The 18743-nt window shown below is 56.2% G+C and carries 20 protein-coding genes and 1 pseudogene; 9 read left to right on the forward strand and 12 right to left on the reverse strand.

The genetic code is table 11. The annotated features are described in order from the left end of the window. Nucleotides 1-54: 54 nt before the first annotated feature. Nucleotides 55-347: pseudogene (locus ACZ5VE_RS03945) on the forward strand (addiction module antidote protein). A 740-nt stretch (nucleotides 348-1087) separates the two neighbouring features. On the opposite strand, the gene ACZ5VE_RS03950 reads toward ACZ5VE_RS03945, so the two are convergent. Genes ACZ5VE_RS03950 through ACZ5VE_RS03975 form a run of 6 tightly spaced genes read right to left on the reverse strand, consistent with a single transcriptional unit; the run spans nucleotide 1088 to nucleotide 5590 of the window. Beyond that, complete coding sequence (locus tag ACZ5VE_RS03950) at nucleotides 1088-1432, reverse strand: copper-binding protein (protein ID WP_464452907.1); 345 nt, start codon at nucleotides 1430-1432, stop codon at nucleotides 1088-1090. Between the two features lie 7 nt (nucleotides 1433-1439). Beyond that, a complete protein-coding gene (locus ACZ5VE_RS03955; protein WP_089957688.1) occupies nucleotides 1440-1922 on the reverse strand; it encodes a DUF411 domain-containing protein in 483 nt (160 codons plus the stop codon). Between the two features lie 26 nt (nucleotides 1923-1948). Continuing rightward, a complete protein-coding gene (locus ACZ5VE_RS03960) occupies nucleotides 1949-2443 on the reverse strand; it encodes a cupredoxin domain-containing protein (protein WP_100117898.1) in 495 nt (164 codons plus the stop codon). A gap of 22 nt (nucleotides 2444-2465) precedes the next feature. Then, nucleotides 2466-3878: a multicopper oxidase family protein gene (locus ACZ5VE_RS03965; protein WP_089958022.1), complete on the reverse strand. Its 1413-nt coding sequence runs from the start codon at nucleotides 3876-3878 to the stop codon at nucleotides 2466-2468. Between the two features lie 15 nt (nucleotides 3879-3893). Next, nucleotides 3894-5327, reverse strand: coding sequence for a TolC family protein (locus ACZ5VE_RS03970; RefSeq protein ID WP_090142668.1), 1434 nt, complete (start codon nucleotides 5325-5327; stop codon nucleotides 3894-3896). After that, the gene (locus tag ACZ5VE_RS03975) at nucleotides 5324-5590 is read right to left on the reverse strand and encodes a hypothetical protein (RefSeq protein WP_228769235.1); all 267 of its coding nucleotides are present in this window, start codon (nucleotides 5588-5590) and stop codon (nucleotides 5324-5326) included. Before ACZ5VE_RS03975 ends, ACZ5VE_RS03970 begins: the two co-directional genes overlap by 4 nt. 210 nt (nucleotides 5591-5800) lie before the next feature. Between ACZ5VE_RS03975 and ACZ5VE_RS03980 the strand changes: the two genes are divergently transcribed. From ACZ5VE_RS03980 to ACZ5VE_RS03990, 3 genes are all read left to right on the forward strand, one after another. Beyond that, the gene (locus ACZ5VE_RS03980) at nucleotides 5801-6484 is read left to right on the forward strand and encodes a heavy metal response regulator transcription factor (protein WP_464457432.1); all 684 of its coding nucleotides are present in this window, start codon (nucleotides 5801-5803) and stop codon (nucleotides 6482-6484) included. After that, entirely contained in the window at nucleotides 6485-7906 is a 1422-nt protein-coding gene (locus ACZ5VE_RS03985) for a heavy metal sensor histidine kinase (protein WP_315235358.1), read from the forward strand. It abuts the gene before it with no gap. An 80-nt stretch (nucleotides 7907-7986) separates the two neighbouring features. Next, complete coding sequence (locus ACZ5VE_RS03990; protein WP_194944739.1) at nucleotides 7987-8313, forward strand: LacI family transcriptional regulator; 327 nt, start codon at nucleotides 7987-7989, stop codon at nucleotides 8311-8313. 370 nt (nucleotides 8314-8683) lie between these two features. On the opposite strand, the gene ACZ5VE_RS03995 is transcribed toward ACZ5VE_RS03990, so the two are convergent. The 4 genes from ACZ5VE_RS03995 to ACZ5VE_RS04010 form a co-directional block, all read right to left on the reverse strand. Next, a complete protein-coding gene (locus tag ACZ5VE_RS03995; protein ID WP_464456757.1) occupies nucleotides 8684-9148 on the reverse strand; it encodes a hypothetical protein in 465 nt (154 codons plus the stop codon). Nucleotides 9149-9645: 497 nt separating this feature from the next. Beyond that, entirely contained in the window at nucleotides 9646-9999 is a 354-nt protein-coding gene (locus ACZ5VE_RS04000; RefSeq protein ID WP_464456758.1) for an XRE family transcriptional regulator, read from the reverse strand. A 74-nt stretch (nucleotides 10000-10073) separates the two neighbouring features. After that, nucleotides 10074-10511: a DUF2442 domain-containing protein gene (locus ACZ5VE_RS04005; RefSeq protein ID WP_464456759.1), complete on the reverse strand. Its 438-nt coding sequence runs from the start codon at nucleotides 10509-10511 to the stop codon at nucleotides 10074-10076. Further along, entirely contained in the window at nucleotides 10498-10746 is a 249-nt protein-coding gene (locus ACZ5VE_RS04010; protein ID WP_464456760.1) for a DUF4160 domain-containing protein, read from the reverse strand. The genes ACZ5VE_RS04005 and ACZ5VE_RS04010 overlap by 14 nt, the downstream gene beginning before the upstream one ends. A gap of 259 nt (nucleotides 10747-11005) precedes the next feature. Between ACZ5VE_RS04010 and ACZ5VE_RS04015 the strand changes: the two genes are divergently transcribed. Then, nucleotides 11006-11359 (forward strand): helix-turn-helix domain-containing protein, encoded by a 354-nt coding sequence (locus ACZ5VE_RS04015; RefSeq protein ID WP_464456761.1) that lies wholly within the window; start codon nucleotides 11006-11008, stop codon nucleotides 11357-11359. Between the two features lie 314 nt (nucleotides 11360-11673). On the opposite strand, the gene ftsH is transcribed toward ACZ5VE_RS04015, so the two are convergent. Next, entirely contained in the window at nucleotides 11674-13536 is a 1863-nt protein-coding gene (gene ftsH, locus ACZ5VE_RS04020) for an ATP-dependent zinc metalloprotease FtsH (protein ID WP_464456762.1), read from the reverse strand. 279 nt (nucleotides 13537-13815) lie between these two features. Here ftsH and ACZ5VE_RS04025 point away from each other — a divergent pair, with 279 nt between their 5' ends. After that, entirely contained in the window at nucleotides 13816-15687 is a 1872-nt protein-coding gene (locus ACZ5VE_RS04025) for an adenosylcobalamin-dependent ribonucleoside-diphosphate reductase (protein ID WP_464456763.1), read from the forward strand. A 247-nt stretch (nucleotides 15688-15934) separates the two neighbouring features. Further along, nucleotides 15935-16369 (forward strand): Hsp20/alpha crystallin family protein, encoded by a 435-nt coding sequence (locus ACZ5VE_RS04030; RefSeq protein WP_464456764.1) that lies wholly within the window; start codon nucleotides 15935-15937, stop codon nucleotides 16367-16369. A gap of 66 nt (nucleotides 16370-16435) precedes the next feature. On the opposite strand, the gene ACZ5VE_RS04035 is transcribed toward ACZ5VE_RS04030, so the two are convergent. Further along, nucleotides 16436-17014: an HPF/RaiA family ribosome-associated protein gene (locus tag ACZ5VE_RS04035; protein WP_464456765.1), complete on the reverse strand. Its 579-nt coding sequence runs from the start codon at nucleotides 17012-17014 to the stop codon at nucleotides 16436-16438. A gap of 291 nt (nucleotides 17015-17305) precedes the next feature. On the opposite strand from ACZ5VE_RS04035, the gene ACZ5VE_RS04040 reads away from it, so the two are divergent. Together ACZ5VE_RS04040 and ACZ5VE_RS04045 are read left to right on the forward strand one after the other, a co-directional pair. Continuing rightward, on the forward strand, nucleotides 17306-17767 hold the full coding sequence (locus ACZ5VE_RS04040; protein WP_464456766.1) for a CBS domain-containing protein: 462 nt from the start codon (nucleotides 17306-17308) through the stop codon (nucleotides 17765-17767). Nucleotides 17768-17781: 14 nt separating this feature from the next. Continuing rightward, a complete protein-coding gene (locus ACZ5VE_RS04045) occupies nucleotides 17782-18684 on the forward strand; it encodes a hypothetical protein (RefSeq protein ID WP_464456767.1) in 903 nt (300 codons plus the stop codon). The last annotated feature ends 59 nt before the right edge of the window (nucleotides 18685-18743 follow it).

Genomic DNA, 18743 nt, shown 5'->3' on the forward strand with positions numbered 1-18743 from the left:
AATGGATACAGAGCGCCATAAAAACGATCTATGCGCCAACTGAAGGGGTAACCGATGACTGCACTCAAACTGCGGAAATGGGACAGCGCCCAACACCTCAAGACCGAAGAGGACATGGCGCTCTATATGGAGGCCTGCCTGCAAGAGGCAGGGGATGATGCTGCCAAGGCCCTGGGCACCATTGCCCGGGCCAAGGGCATGTCGCAACTTTCGCGCGTACGGGCCTGGGCAGGGACAGCCTCTACAAGGCGTTGTCAGGGGAGGGCAACCCCAGCTTTGCCACGATCCTGAAAGTCACGGCGGCGCTGGGCATCCAGCTCCACGCACAGCCCATGCAGGCGGGGTAAGCGTGATGGGTGTTGGGGTAGGAGCGTTTGTGGCTCATGTCCTGTAAAGGCTGAACGGAGTCACTTGGGGACGGCGATGATGAGCGATAGCGAGGGTCACCAGCGGTCATTCAGTGATCGACCAAGCGAGCGACCGCTTCACCATCAAGATCGGGTACTCGCCAGCGGATGGCACCAAGCCATAGATGAATGACCGGTTTCGCATGAGGCGAAGTGGCATTCCCGACCCTGAAGCGACATTCAGGCTACCAGGTCGCAGGTCGGTGATGCAGCGACTGCTGCCGGTGGGTGCTGCGAGACGTAGTCATGCTGACTGCCTCGAAGCGGCTGTTGAGTAAGGTAAGCAGCTCCGCCCCGATCGGCTGCTGTCCGAGGTACTGCGGCCATAGGGATTCCGCGACCGTGCTGGCTACGCATCAACGACCGCTTCCACATCACTTGGGCAGGCGCTCCCGACCCATTGCAGCCGGTCACATCTTTTAAGACGTTGACTTGTTTGTAGCGGTTGCTGCCGGTCGTGTCCCGCAGTCATTTGTGGGCTTTCTGCCAGTAGCGGTCGGTCGATCTTTAACCATCAGGCTCGGCAGCCGGTCAGTTCGGTCATAGGCCAATGACCGCTACCACACATCCTATCCAGTGCTGACGGATAGGATCCATTGATGCATGGGCCAATTTGCACAACAGGCTATGACGCCCAATGAACAGGGAGCCCTGCACATTTTCGATGCAGCGACGTTTTCTTACTGAACTAGCTGGATGTCAGTGACGATCATCTTGCCACCTTCATTGATCACCATAAACTTAATTTTTTCGCCTGGCTTGATGTTGGTCAATAAACTCTTATCTTTAGCAGTAAATACCATTGTCATTCCCGGCATATCCATATGTTTGATTTCGCCGTGTTTGATCGTGACCTTGCCAGTTTCGAGATCAATTTTCTTGACCTCTCCGTCGGTTAAAGACGGCGTCATTTGAGACATGTTCATCTTGCTGTGATCCATGACAGCTTGGGAAAAACTGCTTAAGGGAAGAGCCGCACCAATGGTCAATAGTGCAATTGCAATTTTCGTTTGAATATTTTTCATATTTTCCTCATGAGTAAGAGTTAAAAACTTTTGATGATCCGTCTTTTTGGATTAGCAAGACTTGATACGCGTCACGCCTTGCGCCGTAGACAGGACCGTCCATTCCAGGAGATCCGATAGGCATCCCCGGAACGGCAAGACCTAACGCTTGTGGTTTTTCTTTGAGTAAACGTTGAATGTCTTCGGCTGGCACATGCCCCTCAATCACATATCCACCGACCAGAGCTGTATGACATGAAGCGAACTTTTGAGGCATACCCAGTCGAGCCCGCGCTGCGTTATTACCTTGATCGTTTACTTTCAAAGAAAAATTATTCTTTTCTAAATGAATAATCCAGTCTTTACAACAGCCACAGTTAGGGTCTTTCCAGACTTGTATAGCTATAGCGTTTGGGCTGGCTGCAATAGCAATTGAGGACGAGCACATTGAAGCTATTCCCAACAATAGCAACCGCCTCGTTGAATTTTTTGAACTGTTTTTGTCAGTCATTTCAGCAGCCCTATCCTGTAATGAAATTACTTCTTGCCAACCTTGATCGCGCCCTTCATCCCAGCTTCGTAGTGGCCTGGCATCAAGCAGGCAAAATTTACGGTTCCAGTCTTCGTGAATTGCCAAACAATTTCGCCTTGCTGTCCTGGAGATAGTGTCACTTTGCCAGGTTCGTCATGTTCCATATCTGGGAATTTTTTCATCTGCTCCAGATGCTCGAGCAATTCCTTCTGGGTGCCCAGACTCAATTCGTGCTTGACCTTTCCTTGATTCTTGACAACAAAGCGGACCGTCTCTCCTTGCTTGACCTGAATAGATGAGGGTGTGTAACGCATGTTATCCGTCATATCGACATTGATGGTCTGCGTTACCTTGGAGGCAACACCTGGTTTGCCAATTGCGGTTTCCTCGTCAGCATGGCCATGCCCACCGGCGTGCTTTCCAGCCGCAAAAGCCGACGCTGACAGGGTCAGAGCAACCAAAACAAAGATTTGGCGAGAAGTGATGTACTTGGGTTTCATTCGTTAACTCCGGAAAAAAAATTCAGTGATTGCTATGTGATGAGGGCTTGCGCACCTTGACTTCGGTCGTCTTGGCGGGCATCTGGGCGCGAGGCATGGACTGCCCACCCTCCGCCTTGAAGCGCGCTGGTTCAGTCAACGGCCCGGTGTACTCATGGGCTACCGTGCCTTCGGGATGCTTGTACCAACCCGGGTCCTTGTAGTCCCCCGGCTTTTGATTACGGCGGACCTTCAGAACGCTGAACATGCCACCCATTTCGACCGATCCGAAGGGGCCTTGGCCAGTCATCATCGCAGCGGTGTTGTCAGGGATGGGCATTTCCATCTCAGTCATGTCGGCCATACCACGCTCACCCATGACCATGTAGTCTGGAATCAGGTTATTGATCTTCTTGGCGATGCCACGGTGATCCACACCAATCAATGTCGGAACGTTATGGCCCATGGCGTTCATGGTGTGATGGCTTTTGTGACAGTGGAAGGCCCAGTCCCCTTCCTCATCTGCCAGAAACTCGATCTGTCGCATCTGACCGACGGCCACATCGGTCGTCACTTCATGCCAGCGGGTGCTCTTGGGTGTCGGGCCACCGTCCGTACCAGTGACGAGGAACTCATGGCCGTGCAAATGTATGGGGTGGTTCGTCATCGTCAGATTGCCAATGCGAATACGCACCTTGTCGTTCAGGCGAACATTGAGGCTGTCAATGCCTGGAAATATCCGGCTATTCCAGCTCCACAGGTTGAAGTCCAGCATTGTCATGATCTTGGGGGTGTAGCTGCCCGGATCGATGTCATAGGCGTTGAGTAGGAAGCAGAAGTCTCGCTGGACCTCATCAATCAGATCATTCTTGACCTTAGGATGGGTCACCCAAAAGCCCATCATGCCCATGGCCATCTGTGTCATCTCATCAGCATGCGGGTGGTACATGAAGGTGCCAGGCCGGCGCGCGACGAACTCGTAAACAAACGTCTTGCCGGAGGGAATAGCCGGCTGGTTCAGTCCGGCCACACCGTCCATGCCGTTGGGCAGGCGCTGCCCGTGCCAGTGAATGGAGGTATGCTCTGGCAGCTTGTTGGTCACGAAGATCCGCACGCGATCGCCCTCGACCACTTCAATCGTGGGCCCCGGGCTCTGGCCGTTGTAGCCCCAGAGATGGGCTTTAAAGCCAGGGGCCATTTCCCGCACTACTGGTTCGGCGACCAGGTGAAATTCCTTGACGCCTTGATTCATGCGCCATGGCAAAGTCCATCCATTCAGCGTCACCACCGGGTTGTAGGCGCGTCCGCTGTTGGGGACAAGCGGCGCCATGGTGTTAGGGCTGGTCTGTATTACAGGCTCAGGCAGAGCGGCCATCGCCACGCGGCTGACCGCGCTGGCGGCCACGGCACCACCAGCAATCCCGGCGTACTTAAAAAAGTCTCTTCTGGAAGTCATCGTTGTATCTTTCATTCAATGAGGCGCAGCGCCACCGGCTGGCGCACTGGGCATGGCTGCCAGCGGAGTGTTCATCGGTCGCCCGACCAGTGAGGCTTGTAGCGCGGCATCCGCTAGCCAAAACTGCTGCTCGGCTCCGATCGCAGCCATGACCGTAGAGACCTGATCACGTGAGTCCGCCAGCAACTCGAAGATGCCGATGATCATTCCGTTGTAGCGCAGTTGGTTCTCTTCTGAGATCACCTTACGAAGCGGTATCACCTCGTCCCGGTTGTGCCGTGCAATGTCATAAGCCGTGCGATAGGAGGAGTAGCTTTCTCGCAAGCTTGAACCCGCCGAGCGGACGGTCGCCTCAAGCTGATTGGCTGCGGCCAAGGTGCGTGCGTTCATGGCATCGCGCTGCATGCCCCCCCAATCAAAGATGGGCAGGCGTACCGCGATTTCATACCCTCGCGCTACGCTGCGCTCACCCGCCACGCTGTTCGTGCTGGTGTTGCGCATGGCCCTCAGTTCAATGTCGGTGATGCTGGTGACCATGTTCAAACCCTGGGCTCTGGCGGAAGCATCCAGTGTGCTTTGGGCAAGACGGATGTCGAGGCGGTTACGCGTAGCAAACGTCGCAACGCCCTGCGGATCGAGCGCCTGTTTGGGTAGTTCAGGCAAGCGGTCCGGCAGTTTGAGCATCTGGGCCTGTTGGGCATCCAGACCGAGTACGCGTACGAACTCTTCGCGGGCAGCAGTTACTTGGTGAGTTGCTGTTGCCAATCGGGTCCCTGCGTCCGCATAGAAGGCCTGCTCACGAGCCCGTGTGAGGCGATTGAAGTTGCCTATGGCCTGCATCCTGCGAGCCAGTTCGGCACTCGCTGCAGCGCTTTCATACACCTGCTTGGCATACTGAAGCGTCTGTTGGGCAGCCACGGCGCGGACCCATGCCTGGCGCACGCGGGTGACCTGGTCGACCACATCACTCGACAGTCGCAGATGGGCCACTTCGATGCGACGGTTGGCGATTCCCTGGCGACTAGGGAGGGTCAGAATATCGAGCAGACCAAAGGAAAGCGCACGGTTTAACTCCAGCGCATCACCGGCCACCATGCGTTCCAGGGAGAAGACCGGGTTTGCAATCCTGCCCACTTGTGCCGCATCTGCGGACTCCGCCCAACCTTGAGCCAGCAACGCCTGGAGCGATGGGCTGTTGACGAGCGCCAGCTGGACCGCCTCGCGCTGACCCAGAATGTTTTGAAGCAGCTTCTGGGCCGCCTGCGCACGCTGTTCGCGCTCATCGGCAGTCCGCGCGAGAGAAATCTGCCCTTCGGCAAAACTCTTGGCCTCCTCGTTCACCCGGGCAACGTTTTGTTCGAGGCTAACAGTGGCGCAACCGGCAAGCGTGGCCAAGGCGATCGCGGATAGCGCCAGTTTCCCTAGCGAGGTGCTTGGGATGCGCTTCATGGCTTGACTCCCCCATGATGACCAGATTGCGTATCAGGCACGTCAGAGGCGTCCTTCAGGGCCTCACCTGTCGCGACCTCCTTGGCATAGCTGCGCCAGCCTCCAATACGACCTACCAAGTCGTTGGCTTTGACCCATGACTGAATGGCCTGGTCGTTATAGGGGCGGAAGTCACTAAGTGCAGACTTGTACTCAACTTCCACCACCGAAAGATTTTTCACGGGCTCGCTGGTGGCTTGGGCCGCGGCTACACCAGCTAACATGGCACAACTCAGGGCGAGACATGTCTGTGCGAATAATAGTGAACGTCTGACGAGCATGGTTTCCTCAATGTGATCGGTAACATAGATAGGGGGAATTATTAAAATACCAAGTCGTCAGCACGATGTCGAAAAGATTACATATTTGTCATCTTGCCATCGCAACAAATGGAAGTCGTCATACTCAGGTCTGCCATAGAGGGTCAGTTGCCAATGAAAATTTTGATTGTGGAAGATGAGCCCAAGACCGGGGCATATCTGCGCCAGGGACTGATCGAGGCCGGTTTCGTTGTGGACTTGGCCAGAAATGGGCCCGACGGCCTTCACCTAGCTCTTGGCGGTAACTACGATCTCGCGATCCTGGATGTGATGATGCCGGGCATGAACGGTTGGGAGGTCCTGCAGGCGATACGTCATGAAGGCCTACAAGTGCCAGCCATGTTTCTCACCGCCCGCGATCAGGTGGAAGATCGCGTGAAGGGGCTTGAATTAGGCGCCGACGATTACCTCGTCAAGCCGTTTTCCTTTGCCGAGCTCTTGGCCCGAGTTCGCACCATTGTGCGCCGCGGTCGTAGTGGCACCGAATCCACGATCTTGCAGGTGGCAGACCTCCAACTTGATCTGCTACGCCGCCGCGTCACCCGAGACGGCAAGCGCCTTAATCTCACCGCCAAGGAGTTTGGATTGCTAGAACTGCTGATGCGTAGGCAGGGAGAAGTCCTGCCCAGGTCGCTGATCGCCTCTAAGGTTTGGGACATGAACTTCGACAGCGACACTAACGTCATCGAGGTGGCCATGAGGCGTCTGCGCGTCAAGATCGATGATGATCACCAGTTCAAGCTGATCCAAACTGTACGCGGCATGGGCTACGTGCTCGAAGCGCCGGAGGGTCGCTAGATGTTTCGCAGGCTGTCACTGACATCCCGCCTCACCATCTTTTTTATAGCGCTGGCCAGTTCGGTCATCCTGGGCTTGGCGCTTCTTTTCATGGTAGAGGCTGATAGGCACTTCGTCGACCTCGATAGCGCCGCCTTGGATGATAAAAAGCACCTGATCGAGGGCATTCTGGCCAGTTCTCGATCCCATGAAGAAGCTCGCAGTCGCCTGAACGAAGCATTGAGCCATCACCACGGCCTTTACGCTCTGGTCAAAGGACCGCAGGGTGAAAAGTTGTACCAGACCAACGGATACAGCGGCCCGACTACGCAAGCATCATTCATCACGAATGACGACGGCCACGGGCTTCAGTCTTGGAGGAGTGGCGGTCGCGAGTTCCATGAGATGAGCTTTACTGCTGGCATGGTTCAGGGAATGGCCGGGCCGCTCCAAATATCACTCGCCGTCGATACGCAGCACCACCAAGAATTCATGAGGGAGCTCCGGCGCAGCATTGCGATCTATGCTGTGCTGGCCATTCTTCTAAGCGGATTCTTGGCTTGGTTCGCGGCTCATCAAGGCATGTCTCCGCTGCGCGCAATGAAACGTCGCGCCGCTGCAGTGACAGGCCAACAGTTGCAAGAGCGCATGCCCGAGGATGCCGTCCCGATTGAAATGGCAGATTTGGCAAGGGAACTCAATGAGATGTTGGGTCGCCTGCAGAACGACTTCAAACAGCTTGCTGATTTTGCGGCGGATTTGGCACATGAACTTCGCACACCCATCAGCAATCTCCTCACCCAAACACAGGTGACGCTGTCCACCCAACGCGACCTTAAGACATACCAAGATACGCTGGCGTCCAACGCAGAGGAATTGCAGCGTTTGGCTCGGGTGGTATCAGACATGCTATTCCTCGCCAAGACAGAGCGGGGGGTAGACCTGCCCCATAAGGAGTCCTTCTCGGCAGCACAAGGAGCTCGCGAACTCGTTGAATTTTATGAAGCCGTTGCGGACGAAAAACGCATCTTGATGAGCGTGGAAGGTGATGGGCGAATCTATGGCGATCGTTTGATGTTCAGACGTGCCTTGAGCAACCTCCTATCCAATGCGCTCAGGCATGCACCAGTCGGCGGTGTCGTGGGCGTCAGAATCGAAAGTTCGTCGCGTGGAATTGAAGTCACTGTCAAAAACACGGGCAAGGAGATTCCATTGGATGTCCAGCAGAGAGTCTTCGAGCGCTTCTATCGCGCAGACTCAGCACGCAGGCACCCAGCTTCTGACGGGGCAGGCTTGGGGCTGTCGATTACCAAAGCCATCGTCGAGGCCCATGGCGGGGCGATCTCGGTTACTTCAGACCAGGAGTGGACTCGATTCAGGCTTGTTTTTCCAGGGCTTCAAGCAAGGATGAGGCAAGCGACTGAACTACTTAGTCGGCCCTGAATAACGCCTTTTGCGTGAACAAGAGAGGGCCGGATCGCGCTGTACCGATTCATAACAACCGCCGCAGCGGGCGCAAACAAATGAGACTGCCCAATGAGCAATCAAGGCGACCGGGGAAACTGCTGCGGCCGTGGGACGTGGCGGCCACACCGCTGGAACTGGCGCTGGCCAGGGGCCACCGGTGGTTGGCAATGCTGGAGTACGGCAAGTTGAAAAACCTGACTGAAAATGTAGCGCTGGAGGGAGTCGACAACAGCTACGTCAGCCGGATGGTGAATTTGACTACGCTGGCACCGGACATCGTCGAGGCGATTTTGGAGGATACGCTGCCGGATCACCTGACGCTGTTTGATCTTGCGGTGGACCCGCCTGCGCTGTGGGAGGAGCAGCGGTTACGGATTTGGTGAGACGGGACTGTAAAAGATAGTGATGGCGACTGACTCCATGACAGCGGGGTGTCTGTACAGCCAGCACCAGACCGCCCGATCATGTTCGCATAAGCACGGATCGCATACGCGGCATGTCGAGTGACCGGTATTTCAATTACAACGGTCCTCGTAGCTCCTCCCGCTTAAATGACCGGTAGTAATCGCCGCAACTATGACGTCCACTTACCGCGAGTGACTACAACCAGCCTAAATCACAGATTGATACAACAACAGCATCGTCCGCTTTTGGCCGTCAGCTGCCAATCTGATCACGAGCTTTGAGAGGGATTTTTTCCCACGAACTTCGAGATTTTCCCGCGATATTCGAGACTTTCCCACTTACTTCGAGTTACTCACATGAGTTCCGAAGGCTACACAGATTAGGTGTTAGAAACAAGCGCGGGAAGAACTTGTCGATGTTCTGCATCCGGTGGCCAGCTCCAAAGTCAAGTGGGGCATAAATTTGCCGATCCAGACTCACATCCAGATCGAGGTTAAACACCAAGCCTCCTTCGTGATCGGATGGTTCGCATGACAGTGCTTTGAATCCATCAGTCACTACAGTGAATGCGGCCTGGATCGTAAAACAGTCGGTTGTTCCATCCTGCTTGTGGCATTTGATGTCAGGATTTTTGGACTTCACTACGACTTTGGCCGTGACAGCGCGGTTGGAGTGCTCAGCTTGTTGGTCGACATGCGTGGGGATTATTTCCACAAGCTCCGTTTTATGCGACCAGCCTGGAAGCTCCAGCAGTGCCATGAATTCGCCCATGTAAATAGGAGTTCCTTCGCGAAGTTCGGGGAAGTGATTCATTGGTATGACCTTTCTTGCATTTGTTGTTGCGATGATGTGACAGCAGACCTCAATACTCAGAGTAAGAACACAAGACGGCTTGGGTCAATCTGATGCCAGACACCGCAATCCAAGCATTGACTGCCTGTGTTTGATGGCGTTTATGCAAGTGCCCAAGTGATTGAACTTTAACACAGAAAACAAAATGTTTTCATGAAAATTTTAATAAGGTTGGTTGGTGCCATTTATGCAACATCCAATAACCGCTGATGAGGTCAAGGCAGTTCGTAAGAGACTGAAGCTGCCGCAGCCGGTGTTTGCGTAGCGACTGCGCATAAACACCAACACCTCGCAAAATTGGGAGCAGGGTAGATCCAAGCCCAATGCACGGCGAGCTTGCTCATCAGGATGCTTGAGCGCTTTCCAGACATGCCCCAGCTCCTGGCAGCGGTCTAGCGGCCGGGTCAAGCTGAATGAGCAAGCCGTTCTCGCCGTCCGGCTCTTCAGGCTTCTTGTAGCTAGCCAGCGGGCCTGAAAGCAGTTCTTCCGGGAATCAGTTGAGGTTCAAGGTCAGAAAAGTTGCTGATCTTCACGGCACCATCAGGAAACCGTGCAACAACCTCAAGCTCACCACCCATCGCCTCGATGTGGCTGCGAAGGGTGGACAGGTACATGTCAGTTCGTTTTTCGAGCTTAGCCACAGCCGGCTGCTGGATTTGCAGCACCTCGGCCAGCATTTTTTGCGATAGACCACGCGCCTGACGCAACTCATGCAGGGGCATCTCTGCCAGCATTGCGTTTGCTTCTTCATTGGCGCGTACTCGAGATTCAGGCGTCATCTTGGCCCGCAAAGTGGCAAACTTCTTCGTCATCGATCAGGGCTTCCTCTTAGTTGGTTAGCCGCACTGGCATCGAAAAGGCAGGGATGAAGTCGCCCCATGACTGACTAGGCTGTCTCAAGCTCTTTTTCGGTTTTAGGCGCCTTTTTGGGACGGCCTCCCTTGGCGCCATTCGTGCGGGCGGCGTTAGCTTTCGCTTCAGTTCTGGCTTTGCCGCCGAGTTCGCCAAGTCGTTTGGCCATCCATGCCTTTGATCCAAAGTGTCCTTCAATCAAGCTTGGCAGATAGATGTCAACATCGAGTCGCGGGAAATGCAGGCCATGGCCAGAGGGCGAAATCGCAATTTCGCTCATAGCCGCTGGCTTAGCATGCTCCAGACCCTGCACTTCATGAGGATTGAAGGCGATGGCGAGACCTGTTTTGAGAACCACATACACACGACCAATCCGGCGGTCGTACTTGGCCTCGATGGCGGCTGGATACTTGGCCGAGCGCTCAGCACCACGACGCTTGGCAGCCTCAAATGCTTTTTCAAAATTGTCCATGTATCTCGCTCCAGCCCTCGCATAGTTCGCTTAGCAACTCGGTCAGTTTTTCGAGGATGTCCTTGACCTGTTTCGTGCTCAATCCATAGACTTCCCTTAGCTCTGGAGGTCCCTCAGGGCAGTGAAGCTTGAAGACGGCTTCTCCGCCTTTCCCAATCACATGGACATGTGCAGGGCGGTGGTCGTTCAGCCAGATGACTACTCTGTAGCCATTGAATCGATGCACAGTGGTCATTCTATAGGAAACCCAATCGGTTAGGTTTTATTTTGTTAGTTTTGGTCTGCGAGGGCATGTTGCAGCCGGTTGTGCTTGAAGGCGTGCTGCGTTCACAACGGATGCCGGTGCTGTGATCCCATCGTGCCGGCCATGATGACCGGAATGTCCAATCACATGACGTCATTTGATACTACATGAATTATTCCTTTGATGGAATAATTTGATAGAAGAGTCTCCTCGCAGACATGTATTGCTTCATGACCTCTAAAGTGCTCTCATGAGGACAATCGAAGAAGGATTTAGCTGTGGCGACTATGATTTGCCCCTATGGGAGCAAATCATGAAGGTCACTGAACAGACGCTGGCTGAACTGGCGTTATTGTTGCGGGCAGAGCGCAAGCGTCAAAAGCTGTCACGTCAGGCAGCGGCGGCTGTTTGCGGCGTCAGCATGTCATTCATTAGGGATGCGGAGTCAAATCCTGAGAACTGCACCCTTGGCAAGCTGGTTAGATACATCAACGGCTTGGGTCTAGGCGCTGACTTACATAAGCGTGGTGCGCCAGAGCCAGCATTGCCAAGGACTTACGATTTCGGGGTACCTGATTCGCAGCTTGTGGTGAGGGGTGCGTAGGGCTGGTCCGATCGTTTATAGTGCGGGTCCGTGCTCAGCGCCCGCTGCTACCATTGGTAGCAACTCAGGGCGTAGAGTGAAGATAGAGTGAAATGCTAACAAATCGAGCATTCATGCGGCCTGTAGAAGGTTCTTGGTTGGGTCCCGTCCACTCCGCCAAAAAATGAAAAACCGTTGTAAGTCTATGATTTACAGCGGTTTTTTTATTAGAGCTTCAAAAACACATTTTCACGCAGTGCTACAGACAGGTGCTACACATGCCCGCGAAAACGTCCCACCTTTATTAAGGCCGACACTGCATTTTCCAAAGATATTCAATCTGCTGAGGGTTCTTTCTGAAGCCCTGTGGTCAGTATTTTCAAAGCCTCGGCATCCAAAGTTTCCATCTTGAGCAGCTCTTGCGAGCAACGCTGCAGCAGTGCACGGTTGTGGCTCAGTATCTGTGTGGCCCGTTGCAGGTTGTGGGCCAGCAGCCCGGCAATGGCGGCGTCCATCTTTTGTTGCGTGGCTTCTGACACCGGGTTGGGAGTTGGGTTGAAAAAATTCTCGCCCAAGCCAAAAGATGCCGTGCGGTTACTGTCATGGCTCACGCAGCCCAGTTCTTCGTCCATGCCGTAGCGCATGACCATTTCGCGGGCAATTTGCGTGGCTTTGGCCAGGTCGTCCGCCGCACCTGTCGAGACATGGCCCAGCATCAACTTTTCTGCGGCACGTCCCGCCAGCAGCACGCAAATCTTGCGTTGCAATTCGGCTTGCGTCATCAAATAGCGGTCTTCGGTGGGCCGCTGGATGGTGTAACCCAGCGAGCCAATGCCGCGTGCCACGATCGATACCTTGTGCACCGTGTCGCTGTCGGGCACAGCCAAGGCCACCAGCACATGCCCTATTTCGTGGTGGGCCACGGCCAGGCGTTCTTGGGGGTTGAGCACGCGGTTGCGCTTTTCAAGGCCTGCCACGATGCGTTCGACCGCAGCGGTGAAATCGGTCAGCGTCACGCTGTCGGCTTTGCGGCGGGTGGCCACAATCGCCGCTTCGTTCACCAGATTGGCCAGGTCGGCGCCAGTGAAGCCCGGCGTGATGGCCGCTACAGCCTCGAGCGACAGTTGCGGACTCAATCTGACTTTGCGGGCGTGGACGTTCAGGATGTCGAGTCGGCCCTTTTTGTCGGGTTTGTCCACCAGCACCTGCCGATCAAATCGGCCGGCCCGCAACAGCGCCGGGTCGAGTATTTCGGGACGGTTGGTGGCGGCCAGAATGATCACCCCTGACGAGGTGTCAAAGCCGTCCATTTCAGCCAGCAGCTGGTTGAGGGTTTGTTCCTTTTCATCGTGCCCGCCGATGCCTGGAAAAGCGCCTCGGGCTCGGCCCAGCGCGTCCAGTTCGTCGATGAAGATGATGGCCGGTGCAGTCAGCCTCGCTTGTTCAAACAGGTCGCGCACCCGTGCCGCCCCCACGCCCACAAACAGTTCGACAAACTCACTGCCCGACATGGAGAAAAAGGGCACACCTGCTTCGCCAGCCACCGCTTTGGCGAGCAGTGTCTTGCCTGTGCCGGGCGGGCCCACCAGCAATACCCCTTTGGGAATGTGTGCGCCCAAGCGACCGTAGTCTTCGGGGTGCTTCAAAAAGTCAACCACTTCCACCAGCTCCTGCTTGGCTTCGTCTACCCCGGCGACATCGGCAAAGTTGACGCCGGTGTGCCGCAGCACGTAGACCTTGACCCTGCTTTTGCCAATGTTCAGAAAACTGCCAGCCCCTTGCTGGTTGACCACGCGTCGGATCAGGAAAAACCACAGGCCAAAAAATACCAGAGACGGCAATATCCAGGACATCACATCGCGCAGCCAGGTGCTGTCGATCACACGGGTGTAGGGGACTTTGTAGGCCTCCAGGCGTGCAGCCAGATCTGGCTCGACCCTGACGGTCAGCCAGCGTGTCTTGTTGCCCACGGGTTCCTTCAGGCGCCCGACCAGGGTTTGGTCCGATATGGCCACTTCGGTGATGCGGCCATCGGCCAGCGCTTGCTCAAACTGGCTGTAAGGCACGGTCTCGGTGGCGGCGCTGCCTTGCAAGACGCCTTGCAGCCAGAACAGCAAAAGCGTTGCGACGATGACGTAGGCCAAGGTCCAGCTTTGCCTGCGGCTCAGCTTGTTGCCTGCGGTGGGGAGTCGACTCATGGGCTCGTCGCCACTTTCACGGCTTCGGCCAAAGCATCAACACTTCGGCGAATTTTGTCTCGCGCATCGTCGTGAAAAATCAGGTGCTTGGCTTTCATCAGGTCTCCTTCCTTGAGCAGTCGAGTGGCAAAGTTGTTTGCACGGTGCTTTGCAAAATACCGATGCTGAATACCCGCCCCCTTGGCTTTCTTGCGTTAGCGCAACCAAATGGGCATTGGCGCGCTGCCTACCTTTTTTCAAGTAATGCCATGCAGGGCGGCTTGCGTTGCAATGGGTGCAATGACACCTCCAGCCCTGACATCCGAGCACACTGTGGTGCCATCGCTGGCCTCATGGCTTGCCCCCCAAGCCCTGAGTCTGGCGGTTCTGCGCCATAAATACCTTCAGCCGGGAGAGGTGGGTGTGGGCGACGTTTTTGACCGTGTGGCCAAGGCCATGGCCTCGGTCGAACCGTCTGCAAACCGGCTCCACATGGAGGCGGTTTTTCGCCAGCAGTTGGCCGCAGGTGCCATTGGCGCGGGGCGCATCATGGCCGGTGCAGGCACGGGCATGCCGGTGACTTTGGCGAACTGTTTTGTGCAGCCGGTGGGCGATTGTCTGGGCGGGTGCGATGCCGCCGGTTATCCCAGCATTCACGATGCGATGGCGCAAGCGGCGGAAACCTTGCGCCGTGGGGGTGGCGTGGGCTACGATTTTTCGCGCATCCGTCCCCAGGGTGCACGCATCAATGGCATGGGCTTGAGTGCGTCCGGACCTTGTCGCTTCATCGACGCGTTTGACAAGGCCTGCGTCGCTTTGCAAACCACGGGTGCCCGTCGCGGTGCACAGATGGCCGTGTTGCGCTGCGATCACCCCGATGTGCTGGCTTTTATTGCGGCCAAACAAACGCCCGGGCGTTGGTCCTTTTTCAACGTGTCGGTGGGCATTACCGATGCATTCATGCAGGCGGTGGAGCAAGATCAGGTGTGGGAGCTGGTGCACCGGGTTTCACCACGCGATCTGAGCGCCGCGCCCATTCAGGCCTCTGCGCCTTATGTCAGAGGCGATGGCCAGTGGGTGTACCAAAGCCTGCCAGCCCGGTCGCTGTGGGCGGCCATGACCCATGCAGCCCACCACAGCGCCGAGCCCGGCTTGCTGTTTTTAGACACCATCGACCGTGACAACAACCTTCGAGCCCTTGAAACGCTGGAGGCCACCAACCCTTGCGGTGAGCAGCCCCTGCCGTCTTACGGCGGCTGTGTGCTGGGTCCGCTCATATTGCCCCGGTTTGTCCGCCACGCGTTTGGTGTGGGCGGCCCGGCGGTGTTCGACATGACTGCTTTCGCGCATGCGGTGCGCGGGCAGGTGCGTGCATTGGACAATGTGCTGGACATCGCGGCTTGGCCCTTGGCGCAGCAGGCCCAGGAAGCACGTGCCAAGCGCCGTATTGGCATTGGCTGGACCGGTTTGGGCGATGCGCTGGTGATGCTGGGGTTGCGTTACGACTCGCCGCAAGGACGCAAGATGGCCAGAAACATGGCCCAGACGATGCGAGACAGCGCTTACGCCGCTTCGGTGGCCTTGGCCAAGGAAAGGGGGGCTTACCCTTTGTTTGATGCCGACGTGTGCCTGGCCCCAGGCACCTTTGCCAGTCGCTTGTCGCTAGCATTGCGCGCATCGATACGCAAGCATGGTCTGCGCAACAGCCATCTGCTGTCCATTGCCCCCACAGGCAGTGTGAGTCTGGCCTTTGCGGACATCACGTCCACCGGCATCGAGCCTGTTTTTGACTGGTCCTTCACCCGTGACTTGCATGCCCCCGATGGGCATCGGCATCGGTATGAGGCGCAAGACCATGCCTGGCGTATCTACCAATACCATTGCCAAAGTCTGGGCCGTTCTGCCGTGCACTTGCCGGCTGCTTTTGTCACCGCTTTGCAGATCCGGCCCGCAGACCACATCGCGATGGTGGCAGCGGTGCAGCCCTATGTGGATGGCGCCATATCGAAGACGCTGAATTTGCCTGCCAGCACCAGCGCCGATGAGGTGGGGGCACTTTTTTTAAAAGCCTGGCGTGATGGCCTCAAGGGCCTGACCATTTTCCGGCCCAACCTGGTCCGAAGAGCGGTTCTGCACGCCCATATCTCATCTTCTCCAACTTCCAGTGAATGACTCGCGCATCTGCGAAAACCATTTTCCTCACTGGAGAGCATCTGTTGGTCGATGCTGGACTCGGTGTTGCAAAGTCGTGAAAGGCGTTGTTTTGTGACTTGATCAACAGACCTTGGATACAGAAAAAACGACAGTGAGGACCGGGGACTTTTTAAGACTGGCCCTCGGGGCGATGCGTAATTCCACCACGCCCATTTTTGTCAGGCGGCGCCCATGCCGCACATTTTTTTGATGGATGGAGATCACCATGAGCAACCTCACACGATTCAACCCTTTCAGCGAATTGCGCGACCCTTTCAATGAAGACTTTTTCAAAGGGTTTGCGATGCGCCCTATGTACCGACTCATGGAGGGCGAGCCTCAAATGCGGCTGGACTTGACAGAAGATGACAAAAATTTCTTTGTCAAAGCCGAAATCCCAGGTGTCAAGAAAGAAGACATCAAAGTGTCTGTGGAGGGCAATCAGGTGTCCTTGAGCGCCGAAGTGAAAAAGGAAAAAGAGGAAAAAGAAGGCTCCAAGGTCATCCGCAGTGAGCGCTATTACGGAAGCGTGGCACGCAGCTTCACACTCGATGAGAGCGTGGACCAATCTGCGGCTTCTGCCAAATACGAAAACGGCGTGTTGCAGTTGACTTTGCCGAAAAAGCCCAACGGCCAAAGCCATCTGCTCAAGATCGCCTGATGCCCCTCACTTGGGCTGCGGCCCAGGTGAGGCATCGCTGTTCCCGTGGGGGCTTGCCCCCATTCCTCACACCAGAATGTGGTGTTTTCCGACCGGGTACACGCTGCTGGCTTGTGGGCCTTCATCGCCCATGTCTTCAACGTAATACACGGGCGTGCCGACTTGCAGCTTGTCCAGGTCTGCGCCAATCAGGCTGTTGCGATGAAAGTACAGCCAGCGGCCATCTACCGATTCAATGCGCCCGAAGGTTTTGTCGGGTGAGATTTCGGTGATGTGGCCGTGCGGTCTTTCTTCGTGCTGTTTGACATGCCCTTGTTGGTGCCTCACCAGGTCTTCAAGTTGGCGGCGCATGGCATCGAACGCATCTCGCAGTGCTACGTACACGTCGGTGTAGGCGTGGTTCTTGTCGGGTTCTCGGCCTGCAATCAGTTCATGCCCGGGCACTTTCAAATCAATGCGCACATGGAAGTGGTTGCCCTGGGTGTGGTGGCGGTGAAGCTGCTCGATCGCCACGCGGCAGCTGTTGATGCTCGGGTAGAAATGTCCAAGCTTGTCGACTTTGGCGCGCACCCTGGTCTCGACCGCTTCCGAGGCCTCCAGGTTGCGAAAGACGACTTGAAGTGGAATGGGTTGGGTGGTGTTCATGCGTGTGTCCTTGATGATGAACCAGAAAGATGTGTGGTCGCGTCTTGAGAGGGCTTTGACGCACACCTTTGACGTACACAACCACGGTGTCATGTTGCTGTGCGCGCAGCGGTGTGTCTGTTTCTTGACTCACCCAAGGCCTTGTCAGCACGTGTGCTGTGACACCGACATCCCGCACAGCAAAGGACATCATGGCTTTGCGTTTCTTGGGCTGGGGGGCAGCATGTCCTGGATGCATCTGCGGCCACCCAAAAAGCGTCAAGGGATATTTCTTATTTTTAAGGAGCCGTGATGGGCAAACAACTGACAGCAGGCGATATTTGCAAACGCAAGGTCACCGTGGGTTACAAGCAAACCAGTGTTGTGGCCGCTGCGCAGCTCATGCGCGAAGACCATGTGGGCTCTTTGGTGGTGGTGGATGACGAGAACGGCAGTCGGCAGGTGCGTGGCCTGGTCACCGACCGCGACATCGTGATGGCGGTGATCGCCACCGGGCTCGACCCTGATCCGTTGCGCCTGGAGGACATCATGACGGAGCGTGTGGTGACGGTCAATGAAGGCGACTCCCTGCTGGACCTGATGCGCAGCATGCGTGAGCATGGTGTGCGCCGCGTGCCTGTGGTGGGGGTGCTGGATGAGCTGATGGGCATTGTCACCATGGACGATGTGCTGAAAATACTCGCGCAGGAAATGAGCACGCTCGTGGGCTCCATTGACGTTGGGATCAAGCAAGAGCGTGTGCGTCGACAGTGAACACCTTGACGACGATGCCTGAGCCACCTCAGCCTTGGCAGGTGGCGGTGGTCGGGCCCGGTCAACTCGGTCGTGCCTGTGCCTTGGCTTTGCTGGATGAGCCCAACCTGACTTTGGCCGGGGTGGTGGAGCGTCCTGGCTATCCGGGTTTTTTACAGGGCCGTTTGCAGCACACCACCCGGGCCACACACATCCGTGATTTGCCTGTCGTCGACATGGCGCTGGTGTGTGTGCCCCCTTTGGAGGTGGGCTCTGTGACCCATGATTTGTTGCAGTCGCGCATCCCGCTGGTTGAGTGCGCACGTCTTGAGGGGGTGGCCTTGCAGGCCCATTACCGCAGGCTTGAAGAGCAAGCGCACCGCTACCGCACAACTGCCGTTTACGGTGCAGGCTGGAACCCGGGACTGCTGCCCCTGATGAACAGCGCATTTCATGTCTTGATACCGCGCGGTCGCACTGTGGCGCACCGGCACCCCGGGGTTCAGATGCACCACAGCCTGTGGGTGAGTCAATTGCCTGGGGTGAAGCAGGCGCTGGAGGGGGAGTTCAGCGGGCCCGATGACCGGCCCGTGCGCTATGTCTATGTCGAATTGGTACCAGGGGCGTCATGGGAGCTTGTGTGCGCTCAAATCCAGTCGGACCCAATGTTTGCAGGGGAGACCGTTCAGATATTTCAGATGGACGGTTTGAATGCGCTGGCGGCTCAGGAAGGCCAAGGCCTGGTGCTGGAACGTCTGGAGACCGCCGATGCGGGACACCATGCGGGACTGCTGCTGGAAGCCCGGTTTGATGTGCATCAGTTTGCCGCACGGGCCATGGTCGATGCTGCGCGAAGCCTCAAGTCCTTGAAGCACGGTGCACACCCTTACAGCCTCAGCGTGCATGCCAATGCCGATGGCGTTATGGGCGGTGGCTGAGCGCTGTCTCCCGTCTTGTCGCGGGGAGCGCGCAGCCTGTGTGCAGCCTCTGCGTGGTC

This window comes from Limnohabitans sp. INBF003 (assembly GCF_055396645.1).

Excerpts from the sequence above, each read along its gene's own strand:
- ftsH (WP_464456762.1), bottom strand. The coding sequence starts at position 13,536 with ATGAGTCGACTCCCCACCGCAGGCAACAAGCTGAGCCGCAGGCAAAGC.
- ACZ5VE_RS03970 (WP_090142668.1), bottom strand. The coding sequence starts at position 5,327 with ATGAAGCGCATCCCAAGCACCTCGCTAGGGAAACTGGCGCTATCCGCG.
- ACZ5VE_RS04010 (WP_464456760.1), bottom strand. The coding sequence starts at position 10,746 with ATGACCACTGTGCATCGATTCAATGGCTACAGAGTAGTCATCTGGCTG.
- ACZ5VE_RS04005 (WP_464456759.1), bottom strand. The coding sequence starts at position 10,511 with ATGGACAATTTTGAAAAAGCATTTGAGGCTGCCAAGCGTCGTGGTGCT.
- ACZ5VE_RS03965 (WP_089958022.1), bottom strand. The coding sequence starts at position 3,878 with ATGACTTCCAGAAGAGACTTTTTTAAGTACGCCGGGATTGCTGGTGGT.
- ACZ5VE_RS03950 (WP_464452907.1), bottom strand. The coding sequence starts at position 1,432 with ATGAAAAATATTCAAACGAAAATTGCAATTGCACTATTGACCATTGGT.
- ACZ5VE_RS04045 (WP_464456767.1), top strand. The coding sequence starts at position 17,782 with ATGCCTGAGCCACCTCAGCCTTGGCAGGTGGCGGTGGTCGGGCCCGGT.
- ACZ5VE_RS04015 (WP_464456761.1), top strand. The coding sequence starts at position 11,006 with ATGAGGACAATCGAAGAAGGATTTAGCTGTGGCGACTATGATTTGCCC.
- ACZ5VE_RS04025 (WP_464456763.1), top strand. The coding sequence starts at position 13,816 with ATGACACCTCCAGCCCTGACATCCGAGCACACTGTGGTGCCATCGCTG.
- ACZ5VE_RS03980 (WP_464457432.1), top strand. The coding sequence starts at position 5,801 with ATGAAAATTTTGATTGTGGAAGATGAGCCCAAGACCGGGGCATATCTG.
- ACZ5VE_RS03975 (WP_228769235.1), bottom strand. The coding sequence starts at position 5,590 with ATGTTAGCTGGTGTAGCCGCGGCCCAAGCCACCAGCGAGCCCGTGAAA.
- ACZ5VE_RS04035 (WP_464456765.1), bottom strand. The coding sequence starts at position 17,014 with ATGAACACCACCCAACCCATTCCACTTCAAGTCGTCTTTCGCAACCTG.
- ACZ5VE_RS03960 (WP_100117898.1), bottom strand. The coding sequence starts at position 2,443 with ATGAAACCCAAGTACATCACTTCTCGCCAAATCTTTGTTTTGGTTGCT.
- ACZ5VE_RS04000 (WP_464456758.1), bottom strand. The coding sequence starts at position 9,999 with ATGACGAAGAAGTTTGCCACTTTGCGGGCCAAGATGACGCCTGAATCT.
- ACZ5VE_RS03985 (WP_315235358.1), top strand. The coding sequence starts at position 6,485 with ATGTTTCGCAGGCTGTCACTGACATCCCGCCTCACCATCTTTTTTATA.
- ACZ5VE_RS03955 (WP_089957688.1), bottom strand. The coding sequence starts at position 1,922 with ATGACTGACAAAAACAGTTCAAAAAATTCAACGAGGCGGTTGCTATTG.
- ACZ5VE_RS03990 (WP_194944739.1), top strand. The coding sequence starts at position 7,987 with ATGAGACTGCCCAATGAGCAATCAAGGCGACCGGGGAAACTGCTGCGG.
- ACZ5VE_RS03995 (WP_464456757.1), bottom strand. The coding sequence starts at position 9,148 with ATGAATCACTTCCCCGAACTTCGCGAAGGAACTCCTATTTACATGGGC.
- ACZ5VE_RS04040 (WP_464456766.1), top strand. The coding sequence starts at position 17,306 with ATGGGCAAACAACTGACAGCAGGCGATATTTGCAAACGCAAGGTCACC.
- ACZ5VE_RS04030 (WP_464456764.1), top strand. The coding sequence starts at position 15,935 with ATGAGCAACCTCACACGATTCAACCCTTTCAGCGAATTGCGCGACCCT.